We start from the raw sequence: 19,175 nt of genomic DNA on the forward strand, positions 1-19,175 counted from the left end.
TTTGCGAAACAAAGTTTTGTTATTTTTATATATATTTACTTAAAACACTGCAAGACAAGTATTATTTAGATTATTTAATTGTTGCTATGAGATATTTACTGATTAGCTTGAGCTTGATAATAGGCCTGGGGCAGAGTTTGTTTGCCCAGGAAAATCAGCATACCGATAAGTTTGAACAACTGGGACCGGCAGCTTTACCTACCCCCAATGTCTACCGTGCGGGTTCCGGCGCTCCGGGGCATAAGTACTGGCAGCAGCGTGCCGATTACAAGATTGAATGTGAACTTAATGATGAAACCCAGCGCCTGACCGGTTCAGAAACTATCACCTACTACAATAACTCTCCTGATCCGCTGGAGTATCTTTGGGTGCAGTTAGATCAGAATATGCGCGCCAAAGATTCGGATACTTATAAAACCCAAACCAACAGCATCACCGACCGCATGAATGTGGATAATCTGGAGAGTATCGTAGGCTATGACTTTGATGGAGGGCATAAGATTCAGGCAGTAAAGGATGCTGCGGGTAATGATATTCCCTACACCATCAATCGTACCATGATGCGGGTAGATATTCCTGAAACTTTGATGCCCGGAGAGCAGATTACTTTTTCTGTAGACTGGTATTATAATATCAATGACCGCCTGCTGATGGGCGGCCGTGGCGGACATGAATACTTCCCGGAAGATGGAAATTACCTCTATACCATCACGCAATGGTTTCCTCGTATGGCTGTCTATGATGACCACAATGGCTGGCAGCATAAGCAGTTCCTCGGCCGTGGTGAATTCGCCCTGACCTTTGGAGATTATGAAGTGGCTATTACTGTACCTGCCGACCATATTGTGGCCTCTACCGGAACACTGCAAAATCCTGAAGAAGTACTGACCCAGGAGCAGCGCGAGCTGCTGGAGAAATCCAAAACCGCTGATAAGCCGGTAATTATCGTGAGCCAGAAAGAGGCGGAGAAAAAGGAAAAGTCTAAAGCCAAAGATAAAAAGACCTGGGTATACAAAGCAGAAGATGTGAGAGACTTTGCTTTCGGTAGCTCCCGTAAATATATCTGGGATGCGATGGGCGTAGAGATTGACGGCCGTACCGTAATGGCGATGTCTTACTACCCTAAAGAAGCTAATCCGCTGTATGAGCAGTATTCTACTGAAGTGGTAGCGCATACACTGAAGACTTATTCAAAGTATACGATTCCTTACCCTTACCCCAAGGCAATTTCAGTAGAAGCCTCTAACGGTATGGAATACCCCATGATCTGCTTCAACTACGGCCGTCCTAATCCCGATGGTACTTACTCCGAGCGCATCAAATATGGGATGATAGGCGTGATCATTCACGAAGTAGGACACAACTTTTTCCCTATGATCGTAAACTCCGATGAGCGCCAGTGGACCTGGATGGACGAAGGCTTGAATACTTTTGTACAGTACCTGACTGAGCAGGAATGGGATCGTAACTATCCTTCACGCCGCGGTCCTGCTTTTAAGATTGTGCCTTATATGAAAGGGGATAAGTCGCAGATCAGCCCTATCATGACCAACTCTGAGCAGGTGCAGCAGTTTGGCTGGAACGCTTACGCCAAACCTGCCACTGCACTGAATATCCTGCGTGAAACCGTGATGGGACGTGAGCTTTTTGACCATGCTTTCAAGACCTATGCTACCCGCTGGGCATTTAAGCACCCTGAGCCGGCTGACTTATTCCGCACGATGGAAGATGCTTCGGGTACAGACCTAGACTGGTTCTGGAGAGGTTGGTTTTTTACCAATGACCATGTGGATATAGGGATCAAAGATGTGAAATACTTCCAGATCAATACACAGGACCCTCGCATAGAGAACCCTATTGCCAGAGAGAATTACGAACAGGAAAAGAAGCACATCAGCCAGATGTACAATAAAGACGACGTACCAACCACTGCGATTGAGGCCGATCCCAGCCTGAGAGATTTCTACAATGACTACGACCCCTTTGAAATCAACCAGGAGGATGTGGAAGCGTACAATGACTTTGTGACGAGCCTTAATGAGCAAGAGCGTGAGTTGCTTAAGTCAGGCATGAACTTTTACGAAGTAACTTTCAACAACATCGGCGGTCTGGTAATGCCCGTCATTCTGGAGTGGACTTATGAGGATGGTTCTACCGAGATAGAAAGAATCCCTGCTGAGATATGGCGCTACAATGCTGAAGAAGTGACCAAAGTATTTGCGAAGGATAAAAAAGTAAAGCAAATTCATCTGGACCCTTATCGTGAGACAGCAGATACAGATGAAAGCAACAATTTTTTCCCCGAGCGTGCTGTACCTACTCGCTTTGAGATTTATAAAGAGCAGATGAATGCTCGCGGCGCGTCCGGCCCTAACCCGATGCAGAAGAAAAAGAAAAGTAAAGAAGCAATAGGAAGTAACTAATCTCTCCTGCAAAAACTTATCGTGAAAGCGGCTTGTCTAAGGATGGGCCGCTTTTTTTATGATGGGCCAACTATATTGCTTGCTTAATTTTAATGGGTATGTATAAACACTTACTATAATAGGATTTTTTTTCTCCAAAGTCTTCTTTATCATTGATACTTTAACCACACTGTTCCCTTTATTATAAACATATGCCTCCCCTTCATGAAAAATCTCTTGCTTATTGTATTCACATTTTCTCTTTTCGCGAACTTATCTTATGCGCAACCTATACTCAAGCCAACTGCCAGCATGAATATCTCTGGTATTTCTAAGAGCTCGGATTTTGACAATGCAACAGGTCAGGCCAGCTGGCAGGGAGGTGTAAGCATTGCCTATGGCGATGACCTTTATGGAGAAATAGGAGCTTTTTTTGTGAATAAATCTACTGACCTGCAAGACAGCCTAAGTCAGGAATACATGACTGAGTTTGAGGGAGTACGTATCCCCGTATCTATTGGCTATCAGATCATAGGTAATGAGAATAGCAGGGCAGGAGTACGTATTTTTGGTGGAGGCTCTTTATTCTGGATAACAGATGTGCAGACAGACTTGAACTATACCAAAGATGATTTCAAACCCAGAGCAGGGGGTGTTTTCGCAGGTCTGGGCGTAGATTTTCTGTTTCTCTTTGCTGAAACTAAGTACGAATGGTCACTTACCGAACTTTCTGAGGTACCAGACTTTATGCTTGGTACGCATCGCTCATTCTTTCTATCCGCAGGCTTAAGAGTGCCTATCTAATAAACGCTTACCACCTACAGGGAAGGCGGTAACCTTGCTCTTTAAGAATGTTCAGTGACTACGGTTTCCTTCTTCTCTTTCCGCAATACGAAGAAGTGGAAATAGCCATAAGCTAAAAGCATAATACTGAAGTAGATCAGGGCAATTATCAGGTTATAAACGGTCATGGCGATGAGGGCAATGGTAGCGATCACTAAAGCAATGGCCGGGAATGCAGGATAAAAGGGCACCCGGAAAGGGCGCTTCATATCGGGCTCTCTTTTGCGTAGCATAAAGAAGCTGATCATGGAAATGATATAAAGCGTAAGCGCGCCAAAGCAGGCAATAGTAATAATCTCACCGGTTTTACCGCTCAGCAAAGCTACGATGCCAATAAACATATTGGCTGCTAAAGCATAGGCGGGGGTCTGGAAGCGCGGGTGGACTTTTCCTAACAACCTAGGCACATAGCCTACTCTTCCGAATTCAAAAGTAGCCCGGCCCGCTGCCAAGATGATTCCGTGGAAGGAAGCTATCAGCCCCAGCAAACCTACTGAGATCAGCAAATGATACAGCCAACTCTCAGCCCCCACTACATAAGAAAGCGCAAGCGGTAATGGAGAATCTGAAGCTTCGGCACTGCCTTCAGGATAGACTACAGCTTCCCATCCTGCCACGCCTACTGCTGAAGAGAAGGTAAGCACACAAAGTATTACCAGCGTAAAAATAGCTGAGCCAAAGCCCAGCATCACATTACGTTGAGGGTTAATCGTTTCTTCGGCCACATTGGCTACGCCTTCAATGGCCAGAAAAAACCAGATGGCAAAGGGAATCGCCGCGAAAGCTCCTCCCCAGCCATTGGGCAGCGCATTTTGGGTAAGGTCTGCAAACTCAAACTCCGGCAGCGTTATTCCCGCGAAGATCAGCAGTTCTGCTACTGCCAAGACAGTCACTATCAGTTCAAAAGTAGTGGCTGTTTTTACCCCTGAAATGTTGAGTAGTGTAAAAATGATATAGGCGACTATGGCGATGCCTAGTGTAGGCAAAGCAGGAAAATAGAGATGAAAATAAGCGCCTATGGCAGCGGCAATGGCCGGGGGAGCGAATACAAACTCTATGATCTGTGCCATCCCTCCGAAGAAACCCATTCTTTTACCCAATGCCCGGTCAGCATAATCAAAGGCTCCCCCTGCTTTGGGAATGGCACAGGCCAGCTCGGAATAGCTAAAGGTAAAAGTGATGTACATGATCGCAATAACTACTGTAGCTGCTGCCAGCCCGGCAGTGCCGCCTTCAGCCAGCCCGAGGTTCCATCCAAAGTACATGCCTGAGATCACCAGCCCCACACCTATGCCCCACAAAAGTACTGGTCCCAGCGTTTGCTTTAATTTTGCTTCTGCCATAATGGTTTAGATGAGTAATTATCAGGTGAACATAAGGGAAAAAGTAAAATAAATAAAATTTAAATCCTGTGAATTTAACTTTTACTTAATAAAATTCTGCGACAGTCTTGCTGTTTAAAAGTGAAAAATCAGCTTTCTTAATTTTTTTTTCCTTCTAATCAATCTACTTGGCTCCCGGGCTTCGTAGGTAAGATACTTTTTAACAATTAAAACTATTATGAAGAAGCACAAAGTTAAAGTATCCCTTTCCGATAGCCAGCCCTTTCAGGCAGGCAAATCAAACCGGAGACAATTTATCAAGTTAGGCGGAGCTTCACTGGCTATCGGCGGCATGCTGCTGACAGCTTGCGAAGATGATGATGAAATGATGCCTAACCCACCTGCCAATGGAGAAGATGAGGTGTTTGACCTGGGTAGCGGCGACGTAGGTATCCTGAATTATGCCTATGCCTTGGAGCAGTTGGAAGCGGACTTTTACACCAGGGTATATAATAACTTCTATGCAGGCATCACTGCTGAGGAGCAGCAGGTGCTCACCGATCTGTATTATCATGAAGTGATTCACCGTGAATTTTTTAAGACCGCTATCAGCGCGGCGGTCAGTGATAGTGCGCAGGTGCTACCTGAGCTGGAGTTTGACTATGGTGATCTGGATTTCAGTAATCGTGATGCGGTACTGGCTACAGCCAAAGCCCTGGAAGACACGGGGGTAGCTGCATATAATGGTGCAGGTAGATTGATTAGCAGTCCCGATTATCTGCTGATTGCCGGTAAGATTGTCTCAGTGGAAGCACGACATGCATCTGCTATTCGCAGCCTGATCAATCCTGATTCTACTAACTTCGCTGGTGACGATGTGGTAGACGCCAATGGATTAGATGTAGCCATGTCTCCGGCCGACATACTTACAGTAGCCGGACAGTTCATCACCACCGAGTTTACCGCTAATAATTTACCCACATCATAAGATCTAAAAGCATTTAACTATGAATATCATACATTTTTTAGACCATTTCACAAGTGACGAATTGTCTTCCAGCAAAGAGCAGGACAAAAAAAGTATTGTATCACGACGTCAGGCATTCAGCCAACTGGGTAGTCTGAGCAAGAAGCTGGCGATGAGCGCCGTGCCGATGGGAGCAGCGATGTTTGCCTCATCAAAAGTGAAGGCACAGAGCATGAACAGTCCAGTGCAGGCGTTGCAACTGGCGCTCACGCTGGAGTATCTGGAAGATGAATTTTATCGCAAGGCACTAGAGTCAGGTGTAGTGCCGGGCGGTACCCGTGCTGAGAAAGTATATATGCAGATCTCTAAACATGAGAGTGCACATGTGGACTTTCTGATTGCAGGACTGGGAGATAATGTGGTGGATAAGCCCACATTTGACTTTACTGCAGGAGGCGCTTTTGACCCTTTCAACGAGAATGGTGTGGGGCAGGACACCGCCTACGCCCAGCTACTGGCTTTGGCCCAGGCGTTTGAAGATACCGGAGTACGCGCTTACAAAGGACAGGCTGCCAACCTGATGGACGCCCCCGACCTGCTTACCGCGGCACTACAAATACATTCGGTAGAGGCAAGACATGCTTCAGAGATACGCAGGCTGAGAGGTTTGAAGGGATGGATTGTGCAGGATAATCGTGGAGCGGGCATGCCCGAAGCTACTCAGCCGGTATACAATGGTGAAGCAGTAACAATGCAGGCAGGCTATGATACGGCGATGGAGTTTGGTGCCGATGCCGGTACAGAGGCTTACGATGAACCCCTGTCCGGAGATGATGCCGTGGCGATTGCCAGCTTATTTATTGTGAGCTAGATAAATAGCTACCCTTGATCGGGCGCTTTTGTAAAACGTCCGTAATGTATACTGATTTATATCGCTCACTTATTTTTTCATTTAAAAAAACGATACGATATGGAAAGCTTATTATTATTCATAGGAGGCCTGGGCGGATGGGAAATTTTCCTGATCCTGGCCATCATTATGATCTTTTTTGGGGCTAAGAAAATTCCTCAGATGGCGAAAGGCCTGGGACAAGGCATCAAAGAATACAAATCTGCTATCAGTGGCGAAGCAGAAAGAGAACTCAAAGACTCATGATGAGTGGTAATGAATGAATATTAATGGAGAAGTAGGTAAATGTGCCCGCCAGGGTTCATAAGTTTTTGGTTAAAGGAAAGGTGCTCCACAGCGTGGAGCACTTTTTTTCTACCTTCAAATGCATAAATCATTTAATTGATGCCTTACTTGAGTGATATCAAATTCAATTTCTACATCATATAATGGAAGGACACTATTAGCAGGATAACCTTGGATCTGAAGTGAAAAGTTATCAAATTTTCTACTGCCGGGTATAGTAGCTCCTGGATTGATATTCTGAGTTACCAACCGGTTTTCCTGTCCGATAATCTGACCAAACCTATTTCTTACAGTTAAAGTGTATTGAAGACTGGTGATCGTATGGTCTGTTTTGTTGGTCAGATAAGGATACCACCCATTGTTATTTGCACCAGTTTCTAACTTCAAATCAATGATTTCTTTACCACTTACGCTACAGAAGCCGGTAACATTTTTGGTTAAGGCAAACACATCATCATCGTCACAAAACTCACTGATGGTTGCTGAAATATCTGATGTATTCTGAATTTCTTCAGGTATATCCCAATATTCAATGATAAAAGCGGTAAGATTTTCTCCTGACTCTTCTATTACCGAAAAATCACTGGATGTCGCGTTTTCATTGAAATAATTAAAGTTCGGTTTAAAAGCCTTGGCACTGAGTATTTCATTTAGAGAAGCGGAAAGGTTAATATCTACTTTTTCCCCCTTCTTATTCAATGCTTTGTATTCCACTTTGAGTTGGCCTTTGATTACCCCTGTCACCAGTATATTCCCGTCTGATTCTAATCCTTCTGACAATAGCATCTCCTCATATTTATCGATAAGGGGCGCGGTATTTCTTAGATATTCCCTTTCAACATTGATGAGTTGCAATCTGAAATTAAATGCATACACATTAGTTTTTTCATAGGCCGCTTCAAGTAAGGCTTCTAACAGATTGTAGTTAACATCTATACCAAAGCCAGTCCTGGTTGACCATCTTCTTTCCCAGTCAAATGAGATGGTGTTCGAGGTTAAGGGGTCGGTATCAATGCCGGTTAAATAATCATCCCCGGGAAAACGAGAAGTTAGATTTTCCGCATTGTTCTGAATAGAATTATCACACGTATTCCATATCCAGACCTGTCCGGGCCGGGCACTGTTTGATGACCTAAGCAAAATGGAGTTATTACTGGCATTTCTCTTTAACTGCCCCTTGAAGTCGTCAATCAGGTCAATAGCACCTTCGTATGAATTTTTAAGAGAATAATCAGTACCGTTAGAAGGAGGATCATCATTGCAATCTTTCCAGGGGGGAAAGCAGTCGCAGCCAGAATTTAGAATTAACAGGGAGAGAAACAGTACTTGCCATAGGTTTTTAGTGAGTAGTTTTTTCATGACAATTGTGTGAGATAATAAGTGTTCAGTACATGAGGGCTTGTTTTTCTTGCTTAACTAAACTGAGTTGAATTTCAGATCTCCGGGGGCAGCTCTTAAATCACCAACTGTACTATTAATCCGTTGGGACATAGGCATAGTTAATATATAACTTAGTTTGAGAGGTATAAGAGGTCTGTGCTATGGATAGTATTTGGGACAAGATATTCATGTGCTAATCGTATTATACCCGAATATACTGCCTGGCATAGTGCAGATAAGATGGCAAAGTAGGCTGTGATAGAGAAAATTGCGGAAAGGTATGTTATTTCTGCTCGTATGCCATCGTTATATAATTTACTCAAAAAACGGCTGGTTTACAAAAGCTGATAATGTATGAGTTCTATTTAGGGTATAGTTTTCACGAAAAACACTCAACAGTAGCTAAAATCATTTATTTTAAGGAGTGTAGAAGTCTTGGCAGCTATATGCCTATGAATATTATTAGAACTTAACAAATGAAAGCATCTTACCACCTGAAATATGGCCCTCCTGAGGTATTAAGCGTGAGAGAAATAGAAAAGCCGGTTCCAAAAGACAATGAACTTCTGATCCGGGTGCATGCCGCCACTGTAAACAGAACCGACTGTGGTATTTTAGGGGCAAGCCCAATTGTGCTCCGCTTTATTACAGGTCTGTTGAAGCCTAAACTTCCAGTGACAGGAAGCGATTTTGCAGGTGAGGTAGAAGCAGTAGGAAGCAAAGTGAGCCGCTTTAAGATTGGCGATAAGGTATGGGGGTTCAATGACCAGGGCATATCCTCACACGCGGAGTATATGACGATAGCCGAAAAGCAGGCGATCTTGCCTTTGCCAACGGGCTTCAGTTATGCGCAGGCAGCGGCAAGTGTGGAGGGAGCGCATTATGCCTACAATTTTATCAATAAGGTAAAGCTGCAGGCAGGACAAAAGGCGGTAGTCAACGGGGCGACTGGCGCTATCGGCTCAGCACTGCTTCAACTTTTAAAGTACCATCATATTGTTGTAACTGCGGTATGCAAATCAGAACACTTTGAGACAGTAAAAGCCTTAGGTGCTGATAAAGTGATAGATTATACTCAGGAAGATTTTACCCGGGATACCAACCAATACGACTATGTGATGGATGCGGTAGGCAAAAGTACTTTTTCCAAGTGTAAACGTCTGTTAAAAAATAAGGGTATATACATTTCATCCGAGCTGGGACCCAATAATCAGAATATTTTTTTGCCTGTCATTACCCCCCTAGGCGGGGGCAAAAAAGTAATTTTTCCTTTTCCGATAAGTATTGAGAAAAGTATGGATTTCATCAGTAAGCTGATAGAGGAAGGAAAATTTACCCCTCTGATAGATGAGAGAACATTTACGCTTGAAGAAATCCGGGAAGCCTTTACCTATGTGGGTGCAGGGCAGAAGATTGGCAATGTAATGCTTAAGGTACGTTAAAACACCTCAGCGTTCGCTCAGCGCCGGTCGCTTGCAGGCTTAAGTTTACAGGTGACTCTGAGGAAGGAGTATTACCCACAGAGTAAAGGGAAAAACAGAAAATAATTTTATCTTAAGGGCAGATGGAATACAAACAGGACGGCATATACACCAGACTGGCCGGATAAGCTATACAACCAAGCTTAAAATGAAAACTTACTGTAAAATCCTCATTGCCCTGCTGTGCTTTACCTCTCCAGCCTACGGATCAGTTTTCTCCCCACCTCCTGTATCCGACAACCATGACAAGGTGAATACAGTGCTGTTTGAGGTCCGTTCTGATGAAGTAGACAAGGTGTCTTATCTGTTTGGCACCCATCATGCCTTTGGTAACACCTTTTTTGATTCGCTGAAAAACGCCACTCAGGCGCTCTTATCTTCTCAAATCCTCATCAAAGAAAACCTGGATATTCCCGGGCAACTGGCAGAAGACATCATTAACCGGCGTACTACCACCACAGACTGGTCAAGATATCTGCATAAAAGAGACCTTCCTTTCGTGGATAGTATTTTCTCTAAGAGTGAAGTGGCTCTGGACAAAGTCACGCCTACTGAGCTGCATGTGATTTTAAGCAGGTATTACAATGAAAGGATATGCAATGCCAAAGCCCTTGGGGATTCGGTGCTGACACTGGATGGCTATATCGGTACGTTGGGTAAACAGCAGGGCCTACAACTTATTGGCCTGGAAACTATAGAAGAACAACTGGCCTTGATTGCCAAAGATGTAGAAGGCATGCCCAGGAAAGTGCATAAAAGGAGGCTTAGGGATCTGATTGAGCGTATCCGGCAGAAAGACCAGAATGCTTGCTCCCAGACTGACTGGTACAAGAATATGGAATTTGATTTACAGTTGGATCAGCCCTGCCAGAATACCCTGCTGCTCACCCAAAGAAATGATAAATGGATGCTTGAGATTGACAGGCAACTCCAAGCCGGAAGCTGTTTTGTCGCGGTGGGTTTTAGTCACCTCATGTTTGAGTGTGGCCTAATCAATCAGTTGAAGCATCTGGGATATACTGTAAAGCCTATTCCGGTGAATTAATTAAACAGATAAAGAAACGATGACTAAAGCTAATATAAGCGGCAGATATCCAAACCTATGTAATGCGCTTCTGAGTGCAAAGACACCCCTTGTTTACGCATCCCAAAGCCTAAACAGCTTACCTTTATAAAAAAAATCTTCAGTGCCCTGTAATGATTTGAGAATTCAGCCACTAAACAAGAAAAAAAGTAGTGAGCAGCGACTTCTATTCTTCATCCATCCTTCCTTATGCCGCCATCATCATCAAGATATGCCGGGCTTATACCAATACGCAGGAAGATTTTGAAGATTACTATCAGGAAGTGTGCCTGCAGATATGGAGGAGCCGGGAGAATTTCCGGCAGGAGGCTGAATGGTCTAGCTGGATATACCGGCTCTCGCTGAATGTCTGCCTGACCCTGCTCAAGAAAAAGAAGAACAATGGGCAGCATTTCGCTTCCGATGCTTTACCAGATATAGCCGTAGAGGACAGCCGCGCCTTTACCGATGAGTCGCTTAATTATCTGTATGCCGCCATCCGGCAACTGTCTGAGGTGGATAGGGCGGTGATACTGCTTTATCTGGAAGAGAAGTCATACCAGGAAATCGCTGACATTATGGGGACCAATCCCAATAACATTGGAGTACGCATTACAAGAATTAAAGAACGTTTAAAAAAACTATTAGATGGAAAAGTCAATTGAATCAATCTGGAAAAAAGGCTTTCTGAAAAGTGACGCCTTAGTGGCTCCCCGCCTCAATAATCTGTACAATCAGAAGTCTCGAGACATCATTGAGAAGATCAAGCGCATGATGCATATCAATGTGTTTGCTATTGTCGTATTTGCCTTCGCGGTATTGATAGGCTGGTATTTTATGGGCATCCCTTATATCGGGGCCTTTATATTTGTGCTGCTCAATATTTTTGCGTGGTATGCTAACCTGCAGATGAAAAAATTGCAGGATATAGATAGAAGCAGTAGCAGTTATCAATACCTCCTATCCTTTAACCATTGGCTGAAATCCAGCCTTTCCAATAATGCCAGGATCATGTGTTTCTTTTATCCTCTGATCTTCCTGGCAGCTATGGCGACCATATGGTTTTCCAATAACAACGAAGCTGTGCTGAGTAAAGTAATCTACAAATATTTTCCCGACATCAATCTGATCGGAGGAATTCCAGTATGGTGGTTAGTGGGGGTACTTGCAGCAGCTGCTATCATAGGGTTTTTTGGTGAAAAAATTTATAGGTGGGATGTGAATGTAGTGTATGGAAATGTATTCAAAAAGCTGGAAGAAATCATCGCGGATATGGAAGAGTTGAGGGCCTGAAGCCCTCTCTCAATCATTTCTCAGGGATGCTCTTCAGGAAAGTGTACATGTACCTCAGGGTGCATAGTATAGAGGCGGTACTGCTGTCCGTCATGCACCAGCAGGCCGCTGGACTTATTATCTTCCATGATGGGGTTCTGCTCATATTTTTTCCAGTGAATCAAATCTTCTGAAGTAGCCAGATTGGTCGTCCAGCGGCTCCAGTCTTCCAGCTCGGTGCCATGGTAATAAGCATAGTATATGCCATCTTTTTTCACAATCTGGTTGACTGCCAAACCATACTGATCATAGCTTTCAGGTCCCATTGTCAGTACCGGATCATCCTGCACGTGGGTCCATACTTCAAGGTCCTCGGAGGTCGCCAGCCAGATGCCCGTATCCTCCCTTTCATAAAAGAGGTACCAGCGATCCTCCTCAAACCAAACGGTAGGCGTACCAAAAGGTCCGGGAGAGAGGGCCTCACCATTGGTATAACGAATATCCAGTTTCCCCTGCTCCTCCCAGTGGATGCGGTCGGTAGAAGTAAGGCGGTGGGCGATATCATTTTTGCCTTCGGCAAACATATGGTAAATACTATCCTGTTTGATCACCATCATATCTTCTACCCAGTTTTCTGTATAGATAGGATTATCAGGGTGGCGGGTCCAACTCAGCCCGTCGGGCGAACTGGCATAGCCCAGCATCATACCTTTTTCGGCCCCTTCCTGATAGCCGGTATACCACATATGGTAAGTATCTCCCTCCTTCAGGATATAGCCTCTTTCACGTATGCGCTCATCCCAATGCGTACTGTCAGTACCACCAAATACCGGATTTTCAGTATAAGGGCTGAAATCAATCAGCGTGGGATCATAGGCCGTAGTGGTAGAACCTTCAGAAGAGCTTTCCTGAGAAGCAGTACTACATCCCAGAATAAAAGTCATAAAAAATAGAGAGAGAACATGAATAATTCGCATAGGTTAGGGTTTGGTAGAATAAGATATAGATCAGTCTACAATATAGGCTTTGTGAAAAATAAGCTAAAACAAAGCTGTGAAAACCGTAAAAAATATTTAATACCTCTCCCCCGAATGTTTTGAACTTATGCTTATCTAAAAAAATGTAGTTTTAGAAAGCTTATTATGCATGAACAGCAATAACTCCCTGAACCAGCTATGACACTAAGATTTTTTCTGCTTTTTTGTCTGATCTTCTCTGAACTACAGGCTCAACCATCAGATGCTGGAGTGCCGGATGTTTTACAGTACAAACTAAGTCTTGAGCCGGATATTGAAGCACAGACGATTCATGGAGAAGTCAGTATTCGTTTCCAGGTAGAAAGTCATGCACAGGAAGTAGCTTTTGACTGTGGAGCGCTTAGCGTGACGAAAGTGGAGGGAGCAGCGGTGAAATCATTTCACCAGCAGGGACAGCAATTGTTTATCCAGTTTACCGAAAGTGTCGCTACAGAAAGGGAAGTACATATTAGCTATCACGGAAAACCCCAAAGAGGCCTGATCTTTTTGGAGGAAGTACAACAGGCATATACGGTATATTTCACAAGCGAATGGATGGTCTGCCACGATCAAATAAGCGACAGGGCGAGTATCAATATGAGTATCATCGTTCCGGCTAACCTAAGCTGCGTAGCCAGTGGAACACTCTCAGAGAAAAAGAAGGTGCAGGATAAAATACAGTATTCCTGGAGGCAGGAGCAAGCTACCCCTGCTTATACTTATGGCTTTGCAATAGGAACGTTTCATGAGCTGGTGGAGCATCAGGGCAGCACTGACTTACGATATTATGCTGCTAAACACTCAGCCGAGGAGTTGGCAGAAATTTTCAAATCCTCTGCGGATATGCTGCGCTTCTTAGAAGAAAAATCAGGCGTTCCTTATTTTCAGACTTCTTACACGCAAATCCTGATGGGCGATCATTTTCAGGAAATGTCGGGCTTTGCGGTGATGAAAGAAAACTACGGAGAGATGATACTGCAGGATAGTACGGAGATTAACCTAATCGCACATGAAATGGCGCATCAATGGTGGGGTAACATGATTACCTGTGAAAATTTAGGACATTTCTGGCTGAACGAAGGCTTTGCTACCTATATGTCGGCTGCCTATAATGAACATCGCTTTGGCAGAGATAAATACATGGAAAATATCAATGCCTATCATGAGGTATATCAAAAAATAAAGGATAAGGGAGTAGATAAGTCTCTGGTATTTAAGAACTGGAATAACCCCAGTGCTGATGACCGTAGCCTGGTTTACTTCAAAGGGGCTTATGTCCTGCACCTGCTCAGGGAAGAAATGGAAGATGACGCCTTCTGGGAAGGTATCCGGCACTATAGCCGGAAGTTCTACGGAAAATCAGTGCTGAGCAAAGACTTTCAGAAAGCTATGGAAGATTCTTCCTCCAGAGATTTAAATGCGTTTTTCAACGCATGGGTGTATTGAAAAACAGATCTCAGCGCTTCTACAAGATGGCAGAAGCGCTGAGCTGTTAATGCTGGCTACTGTAAAGTCTGCTTATTAGCGTAATAATCCTGTAGCACAAAAAAGGCTTTCTTACGTTCACCATTATCAGTAATTAGTCCTTTACGGTTCCAGTAATCCTGCACTCCCTGATAAAGGCGCATGGTAGAGCGGAAGTCTTTCAGTATCCAGGGCGACATGCCTACCAGGCTCTGCTGCTGCTTAGCCATCTCTATCTGCTTTTGGTAAACCAATGCCTGATATCCTTCAGTAAATACTGCCAGGGCCTCTTCACTTGCGGTTTTACCCCGTTTGGCACCGGCGCCCAGTTCGCTAAACACAAAGGGTTTTCCTTCGGGAATATGAAAACGGATTTTGTGCATATTATCCAGCATGGTCTGGCGCCCCTGCTTGGCAGGCAAATTGGCAGCTGATGCCAGAAAGCCGGAGTAGTACCAGCCAAAATACTGATTGATAGCCGCTACATCTACAATGGCTGCCAAAGGGTCTTCAATATGTATGTCCCAGGTGTCGAACTCCTGGCCGGCCATCGTAGGGAAGTAATACTCCTTGGCCATCTTCTGTATCTCTTCTCCCCCAAAAATCAGCGCGGCGGTAGTCAGGCGGGTATCGTCCAGGCTCTTCACATAAGTATTGAGCGCTTTGAAGAAATTGTTTCTGGCGTCAGACAAAGGGGTTTCATTGCCCAGGCTCCAGAAGATAATACTGGCGCGGTTCTGATCGCGATGGATCATTTCCTTCATACGGGTTTTTGCCATTTCCAGCACTTCGGGGCTTTCAAACTTTACATTCCAATACACAGGAATCTCTGCCCATACCAGTAAGCCCATTTCATCCGCTGCCTGTAGCATATATTCATTATGGGTGTAATGCGCCAGCCTGACGTAATTACAGTTCAGCTCTTTGGCATAAGTGAGTAGTTCTTTGGCTTCAGCATAGCTGGAAGCTCTGCCTTTAGCGCCAATGGCTTCTTCGTGGAGAGAGGTGCCTTTCAAAAAAACAGCGTTGCCATTCAGAAGTACCTGATCGCCCTGCACTTCCAGCATGCGAAAGCCAATCTGATCACGCACCGTGTCCTCAGGAGTAGTGAGTACTACATCATATAGCTTAGGCCGCTCCGGCGACCATAGTTCGGGAGATGCCTTTACACTAATTTGTGCCCTGTTTTCCTCAATAGGAAAAGACTGACTTATGTTGAGTTCCTCAATTTCAAGCTTTAGACTACCAGACCCCTGCCCTTCCAGAGCCACCCAACCTTCAATACGGTTGTCAGATTGTGGAGCAAGCTGAATTTTGTAGTTCTGGATAAAGCTTTCAGGCACTTCCACCAATTTTACTTCACGGGTAATGCCGCCGTAGTTCATCCAGTCAGTGCTGGTAGTAGGGATATCTTCAGCAGTGAGGGTGTTATTCACTTTGACAACCAGCAGGTTATCGCCTTCCTTAAGTTTTTCTGTTATTTCACAGTTGAAAGAAGTGTAACCACCAGTGTGGCTGGCAACATGCTCCCCATTCACATAAATCTGTGCTTTATAGTTGATTGCTCCGAAATAAAGAAAGTAGCGTTTGGCTTCCTGCTTATCCACATAGAAATCACGTTTGTACCAAACCTTACCATTGTAGAAAAACAGCCTGTCATCCTGGGTGTTCCAGTCGCCCGGCACCTGCAGGGTCAAACCATCTTCGAGGTTAGCCTCTACCAACTCACTGGGTTGAGGCTTATAGTTACGCTCCAGGTAATGCATCCTGTCGTTCAGGGAAAAAACGGAAGGGTCAATCAGAGCATTCCAGGTGCCATCCAGTGAGTAGGTGGTCCGGTCATCTACATTGGCAATGATAGGAGCAGTAGGAATATCTTCTATTTGCTGGGTAGCAAAGATATCTTGTGCTTTGAGCGGGTGTACGCCTGAGAAGATAAAGACTAGCAACAGGCTTGCGTAGTAATACGATACTTTTTTCATAATTATAGGGTATTCGTTTTAACACTACAATTATGCTTATACTTACAAGCTTAATCGTCCCAACGGTATGATTGAGGCCTATTCAGAGGTGCCAACAGTATCGTTAGGCCTTTTTACCTGCTGACGAATTTCGTTTTCACTATTTTTGTCAGCGATTCAAAGTCTGCTGGTACTGGGAAGGCGTTTGTCCGGTGGTTTCCTTAAAAATTCGGTTGAATGAAGATTTTGAATTGAAGCCCGCTTCGTAGGCTAGACCTAATAATGTGAAATTTTTTGATTTGGGGTCTTGTAGCAAATTCTTAAACTCCCGTACGCGGTACTCATTGATAAGCTGATAAAAGTTCTTGCCTAAAGCCTCGTTGATGGTTTGCGAAAGATTCTGCTGGGAGATGTTCACATCTCTGATCATACTTTGTAAGCTGTACTCAGGATTGGTATAGGGCTTTTCTTTTTCCAGATATTCAGTGATACTTTGCGCGTATCGCTGCATCACCGCTTTGCTGAGACCGGAGCGATAATACTTTTCGTTGAGCAAATCATCTGCTTCAGATTCTGCAGATCGCAGTTCGGGCGCATAGATGACAGGCTGCATCAGGCCAAATACCAGCAATGTATAGCTTAGCATGGCCATGTTAAACTGATGTAGCCAAAAACTCATATTGGCGATAGAAGTGAAATAAGGGAGCAGGAAAGGAGCAGCAAGGAAAAGCACATGGCTAAGTAAGGCAATCAGCATGATAGAGGACACCCAGCTTAGGGTACGCTTTCCTGAACGCGTAGAAAAAAAGTTAAGAATATTTTTGTTATGCCTGAAAAGTAGCACCAGGGTAGCCACCCAGTACGCTAAGAAAGAAGCCCCAAAGAGAAGTACTGCGATCAGATGGTAGGCGCTAAAAGCGCTGTCGGCATATTGCTTGGGGCTCATGGACTCGGGTAGGTAAATCACCCTGAGAATGCTTACCAGCACAAAGGGTATCAGGTGGACTAAGTCTACCCATTGGAACTGAGAATGAATGTAGATGAGGCTACGGACATAGAAGTAAAAAACCGGACCGCTTAGCATGAAGAAAGGCACGAAGCCTACCTTGGTATAAGTGGTAAGCCCTTCAGGAAGCAATAGTCCCAGAAAGAACAAGGAGAAAATCAGGAACCAGAATGACAATACAAAATTGGAAGAATGCCTGGGCTTTCTCAGTAAAAAAACTATTGCGCTAAATATAGATTGTAGCAGTCCGATGAATAACATAGGGCAAAAGCTTCATTCAGTAAGGTAGTTAATTCTCCCCACATACGAGATAATGCAGTTTATCTTTTCCTTATGCTAAAAAGAAGGACGAACTTCAACAAACAAAAAAACTGTATATTCAGTAATTATGCCTTCTTTTCAGTAGGTTCATGACAAAAAACTTTCGTTCTATTGGAGCTAAAACGAGAAATCAGAAGGTGGGACCTGGTACTGCTGCTGATCAATAACATCATAGGTGCGGGCATATTTGGACTACCCTCCAAAATATTTGCTTTGTCAGGTATCTACAGTGTGCTCGCGCTCTTTGTATGTGGGTTTATCATCTTCGTTTTGGTGCTCTGTTTTGCTGAAGTCGCCAGCCGATTTGATAAGACCGGAGGGCCTTACCTCTACACGCTTAATGCATTTGGCAAGTGGCCAGCCTTTATCATTGGCTGGTTGATTCTGATCACCCGTCTGGCTACCTATGCCGCACTGCTCAATCTGCTGGTCACTTACCTAAGCTATTTTTATCCGCTCTTTACAGAAAGTAATACATACAGGTTTGGTATTATTATCCTGGCGACCGCACTGCTCACCCTGGTCAATTACCTGGGGGTGAAGAATTCAACGCAACTGAATAACACTTTAGGAGTCATCAAACTGGTCCCCCTCGCCATTTTTATAGGGACAGGTTTGTTCTTTATTGATCCGGCGATGGTTATCGCTGAGCAGCCTTTGCCCAGCCTTTCCGATTTTTCATCTTCGATTTTTGTTCTGGTCTTTGCCTTTACCGGTTTTGAAGCTACGCTGGTAAATACGGGAGAGGTAAGAAAGCCTGAAAAAAGTATTCCCTTTGCCCTGATCACCGCCATTACTTTCATAGCGATCTTCTATGGTCTGATACAAATTGTAAGCATTGGTACGCTGCCCGGGCTGGCTGCTTCTGATAAGCCCCTTACCGATGCGGCACAGATATTTATGGGGCCGGCAGGGGCTGTCTTTATCAGCATAGGTGCAATCATCTCCATTAGCGGTACCTTAAATGCGGTAATGCTGGTAGGCTCTCGGGTGCCTTATGCTTTAAGCGTAGAGCGCCAGTTTCCTAAGTTTTTTGCACACCTACATCCTAAGTTTCGTACCCCTACTTTTTCTCTGCTGGTATTCTCATTGGTCTCACTTTTTGCTTCCCTGAGTGGCTCATTTATCTATGCCGTTTCTATCAGTGTGATCAGCAAAATCCTGATCCTGCTGGCAGTCTGTGCAGCATTAATCCGGCTAAGGTTGAGAGAGAAGGGGGCTACCACATTTTACCAACTACCATTTGGTTATTTCTTTGCTAGTGTCGGTATCCTTGCCTGTATCTGGTTGCTGGCCAGCGCCAATTTAGAAGAGTTCAGAGATGTACTTATCACCACGCTTGTCGGAATAGTATTGTATGGTATGTATCGTTTTGCTGCAGGCAGAAGAAAAAAAGTTTAAGCTCCGCAAAACCTACTGACATAGGGCTGTCACTACCCCTGCTTTTCTTTGTGTATAACAATTTCAAACATACCAAACACA

General features: G+C 44.4%; 16 protein-coding genes. 11 read left to right on the forward strand and 5 right to left on the reverse strand.

The genetic code is table 11. The annotated features are described in order from the left end of the window. Positions 1 to 86: 86 nt before the first annotated feature. Both OKW21_RS30155 and OKW21_RS30160 read left to right on the forward strand, forming a co-directional pair. Positions 87 to 2,423, forward strand: coding sequence for a M1 family metallopeptidase (locus tag OKW21_RS30155; protein ID WP_277487040.1), 2,337 nt, complete (start codon positions 87 to 89; stop codon positions 2,421 to 2,423). Positions 2,424 to 2,627: 204 nt separating this feature from the next. Continuing rightward, on the forward strand, positions 2,628 to 3,206 hold the full coding sequence (locus tag OKW21_RS30160; RefSeq protein WP_277487042.1) for a hypothetical protein: 579 nt from the start codon (positions 2,628 to 2,630) through the stop codon (positions 3,204 to 3,206). 41 nt (positions 3,207 to 3,247) lie between these two features. Here OKW21_RS30160 and eat read toward each other — a convergent pair whose 3' ends face one another. After that, complete coding sequence (gene eat, locus OKW21_RS30165; protein ID WP_277487044.1) at positions 3,248 to 4,588, reverse strand: ethanolamine permease; 1,341 nt, start codon at positions 4,586 to 4,588, stop codon at positions 3,248 to 3,250. A gap of 217 nt (positions 4,589 to 4,805) precedes the next feature. Between eat and OKW21_RS30170 the strand changes: the two genes are divergently transcribed. The 3 genes from OKW21_RS30170 to tatA all read left to right on the forward strand — a co-directional run bounded on the left by OKW21_RS30170 (position 4,806) and on the right by tatA (position 6,690). Continuing rightward, on the forward strand, positions 4,806 to 5,555 hold the full coding sequence (locus OKW21_RS30170; RefSeq protein WP_277487046.1) for a ferritin-like domain-containing protein: 750 nt from the start codon (positions 4,806 to 4,808) through the stop codon (positions 5,553 to 5,555). Positions 5,556 to 5,574: 19 nt separating this feature from the next. Continuing rightward, positions 5,575 to 6,405 carry a ferritin-like domain-containing protein gene (locus OKW21_RS30175; protein WP_277487048.1) on the forward strand — a complete coding sequence of 277 codons (831 nt, stop codon included), beginning with the start codon at positions 5,575 to 5,577 and terminating at the stop codon, positions 6,403 to 6,405. Between the two features lie 99 nt (positions 6,406 to 6,504). Next, the gene (gene tatA / locus OKW21_RS30180) at positions 6,505 to 6,690 is read left to right on the forward strand and encodes a twin-arginine translocase TatA/TatE family subunit (RefSeq protein ID WP_277487050.1); all 186 of its coding nucleotides are present in this window, start codon (positions 6,505 to 6,507) and stop codon (positions 6,688 to 6,690) included. Between the two features lie 114 nt (positions 6,691 to 6,804). Here the strand turns inward: tatA and OKW21_RS30185 are convergent, their stop codons facing one another. Further along, a complete protein-coding gene (locus OKW21_RS30185) occupies positions 6,805 to 8,088 on the reverse strand; it encodes a hypothetical protein (protein WP_277487052.1) in 1,284 nt (427 codons plus the stop codon). A 497-nt stretch (positions 8,089 to 8,585) separates the two neighbouring features. Between OKW21_RS30185 and OKW21_RS30190 the strand changes: the two genes are divergently transcribed. The 4 genes from OKW21_RS30190 (at position 8,586) to OKW21_RS30205 (ending at position 11,946) form a co-directional block, all read left to right on the forward strand. Beyond that, the gene (locus OKW21_RS30190; RefSeq protein WP_277487055.1) at positions 8,586 to 9,551 is read left to right on the forward strand and encodes an NAD(P)-dependent alcohol dehydrogenase; all 966 of its coding nucleotides are present in this window, start codon (positions 8,586 to 8,588) and stop codon (positions 9,549 to 9,551) included. Between the two features lie 187 nt (positions 9,552 to 9,738). Further along, positions 9,739 to 10,635 (forward strand): TraB/GumN family protein, encoded by an 897-nt coding sequence (locus tag OKW21_RS30195; protein WP_277487058.1) that lies wholly within the window; start codon positions 9,739 to 9,741, stop codon positions 10,633 to 10,635. Positions 10,636 to 10,826: 191 nt separating this feature from the next. Continuing rightward, positions 10,827 to 11,318 carry an RNA polymerase sigma factor gene (locus OKW21_RS30200; protein WP_277487060.1) on the forward strand — a complete coding sequence of 164 codons (492 nt, stop codon included), beginning with the start codon at positions 10,827 to 10,829 and terminating at the stop codon, positions 11,316 to 11,318. Beyond that, entirely contained in the window at positions 11,302 to 11,946 is a 645-nt protein-coding gene (locus OKW21_RS30205; protein WP_277487063.1) for a hypothetical protein, read from the forward strand. The genes OKW21_RS30200 and OKW21_RS30205 overlap by 17 nt, the downstream gene beginning before the upstream one ends. A gap of 20 nt (positions 11,947 to 11,966) precedes the next feature. Here OKW21_RS30205 and OKW21_RS30210 read toward each other — a convergent pair whose 3' ends face one another. Next, positions 11,967 to 12,902, reverse strand: coding sequence for a glycoside hydrolase family protein (locus tag OKW21_RS30210; RefSeq protein ID WP_277487064.1), 936 nt, complete (start codon positions 12,900 to 12,902; stop codon positions 11,967 to 11,969). Between the two features lie 198 nt (positions 12,903 to 13,100). Here OKW21_RS30210 and OKW21_RS30215 point away from each other — a divergent pair, with 198 nt between their 5' ends. After that, a complete protein-coding gene (locus OKW21_RS30215; protein WP_277487066.1) occupies positions 13,101 to 14,387 on the forward strand; it encodes a M1 family metallopeptidase in 1,287 nt (428 codons plus the stop codon). Positions 14,388 to 14,443: 56 nt separating this feature from the next. Here the strand turns inward: OKW21_RS30215 and OKW21_RS30220 are convergent, their stop codons facing one another. Continuing rightward, a complete protein-coding gene (locus OKW21_RS30220) occupies positions 14,444 to 16,387 on the reverse strand; it encodes a glycoside hydrolase family 2 TIM barrel-domain containing protein (protein WP_277487068.1) in 1,944 nt (647 codons plus the stop codon). A 148-nt stretch (positions 16,388 to 16,535) separates the two neighbouring features. Beyond that, complete coding sequence (locus OKW21_RS30225) at positions 16,536 to 17,633, reverse strand: helix-turn-helix domain-containing protein (protein ID WP_277487071.1); 1,098 nt, start codon at positions 17,631 to 17,633, stop codon at positions 16,536 to 16,538. 171 nt (positions 17,634 to 17,804) lie between these two features. Between OKW21_RS30225 and OKW21_RS30230 the strand changes: the two genes are divergently transcribed. After that, complete coding sequence (locus tag OKW21_RS30230; RefSeq protein ID WP_277487073.1) at positions 17,805 to 19,094, forward strand: APC family permease; 1,290 nt, start codon at positions 17,805 to 17,807, stop codon at positions 19,092 to 19,094. The last annotated feature ends 81 nt before the right edge of the window (positions 19,095 to 19,175 follow it).

The sequence above is a fragment of the Catalinimonas alkaloidigena genome (assembly GCF_029504655.1).
In the GTDB taxonomy this organism is placed as follows: domain Bacteria; phylum Bacteroidota; class Bacteroidia; order Cytophagales; family Cyclobacteriaceae; genus Catalinimonas; species Catalinimonas alkaloidigena.